The sequence below is a fragment of the Mycobacterium sp. 94-17 genome (assembly GCF_035617725.1).
Taxonomy (GTDB): Bacteria; Actinomycetota; Actinomycetes; order Mycobacteriales; family Mycobacteriaceae; genus Mycobacterium.
This window is the reverse complement of sequence record NZ_JAPIYN010000053.1, coordinates 1-1,922: the sequence shown is the minus strand read 5'-3', so window position 1 is coordinate 1,922 and position 1,922 is coordinate 1. Positions and strand designations below refer to the sequence as shown.

The window sequence follows — 1,922 nt, the reverse complement described above, 5'->3', positions numbered from 1 at the left end:
GCCGAGGGCCCCTGCAACTGGTCGATAAACCACAACCGATTCTGCGCAAACGACAACGGCACCACCGCCGGACGCTCCCCAGCCACCAACGGCTCCAACCCACCACCCTCACCCACCCGCAACGCCAACTGCGCCACCGACGGCGCCTCAAACAACACCCCCACCGACAAATGAACACCCAACCCCGCATTCACCGCAGCCACCACCCGCATCGCCAACAACGAATCCCCACCCAAATCAAAAAACGAATCCTCCACCCCCACCCGCTCCAACCCCAACACCTGCCCAAACACCCCCGCCAAAATCTCCTCCGCCGGACTGCTCGGAGCCCGATACACCCCACCGGCATACTCCGGCGCCGGCAACGCCCGCTTATCCAACTTCCCATTCGCCGTCAACGGCAACGCCTCAAGCACCACCACCGCCGCCGGCACCATCCACCCCGGCAACCGCTCCGCCAACGCCGCACGCAACTCAGCCGGCTCCGCAGTCCCCGTCACATACCCCACCAAACGCTTATCCCCCGGCCGATCCTCCCGCGCAATCACCGCCGCCCGCACCACCCCCTCCAAGGCAGCCAGGGCGGCCTGGACCTCACCCAACTCAATGCGATACCCACGAATCTTGACCTGCTCATCAGCCCGCCCCAAATACTGCAACTGCCCATCCGCCCCCCACCGCACCACATCCCCCGTCCGATACATCCGCAACCCCGCCACCCCATCCCCAAACGGGCACGCCACAAACCGCGACGCCGTCAACGACCCCCGACCCCAATACCCACACGCCACCCCACCACCAGCCACATACAACTCCCCCACCACACCCACCGACACCGGCCGCAACCACTTATCCAACACAAACAACGCCGCCCCCACCACCGGCGACCCAATCGGCACCACCGACGACCCCGCCACCAACGGCGCACTCAACGCCGCATACACCGTGGCCTCCGTCGGCCCATACGCATTAATCAACACCCGCCCCGGACCCCCCCACCGATCCACCACCTCCACCCCACACGCCTCCCCCGCCACCATCAACACCGCCGACTCCAACCCCACCGGCGACAACAACTCCACCGCCGACGGCGTCTGATTCACCACACTGACCCCCTGCGCCACCAACAACGCATGCAACTCCTCCGGCGACCCCGCCACCTCCTCCGGCACCACCACCAACCGCCCACCCCCCAACAACGCCCCAAAGATCTCCCACACCGACACATCAAAAGACAACGAATGCCACTGCGACCACACCCCCACCCCCGACACACACCCCGCCACCGACCCCACCAACCGCGCCACATTCCCATGACTGACCGCCACACCCTTAGGCACACCCGTAGTCCCCGACGTATAAATCACATACGCCAAATCCTGCGCCGACGGCACCGCCAACACCCCGCCAGGCCGCACCGCCACCACAGCCTCATCAATATCAACCACCGCCACCCCACACCCAGCCACCCGACCCGCCAACGCAGCAGAGGTGAGCACCGCCACCGGCGCCGCATCCGCCACCATGAACCCCACCCGCGCATCCGGCAACACCGGATCAATCGGCACATACGCCGCCCCCGACTTCAACACCCCCACAATCGCCACAATCGCCTCCCCCGACCGCGGCAACAACAACCCCACACACCCCCCCGGACCCGCACCCAACCCCACCAACACCCCCGCCACCCGATCCGACGCCTCATCCAACTCCCGATACGTCCACGACCGCCCCCCACAACTCACCGCCACCACCTCCGGCGTACGGCTCACCTGCTCCGCGAACAACACCGGAACAGACCCCACCACCCCCACCGGCGCACCCAACACCGCCCGATTACTCCACCCATCCAACCGCGCCCGCTCACCCTCATCCAACAGATCAATCGACAAGACCCGCCGCGACAAATCCGCCGTCACGAC

1 protein-coding gene is annotated in these 1,922 nt (G+C 66.3%); it reads right to left on the bottom strand.

Features of this window, described 5'->3' with window-relative positions; all coding sequences use genetic code 11:
• Nucleotides 1–1,922 (bottom strand): non-ribosomal peptide synthetase (locus OQ789_RS25560; RefSeq protein ID WP_420716205.1); only part of this gene is annotated, 1,922 nt, incomplete at both ends.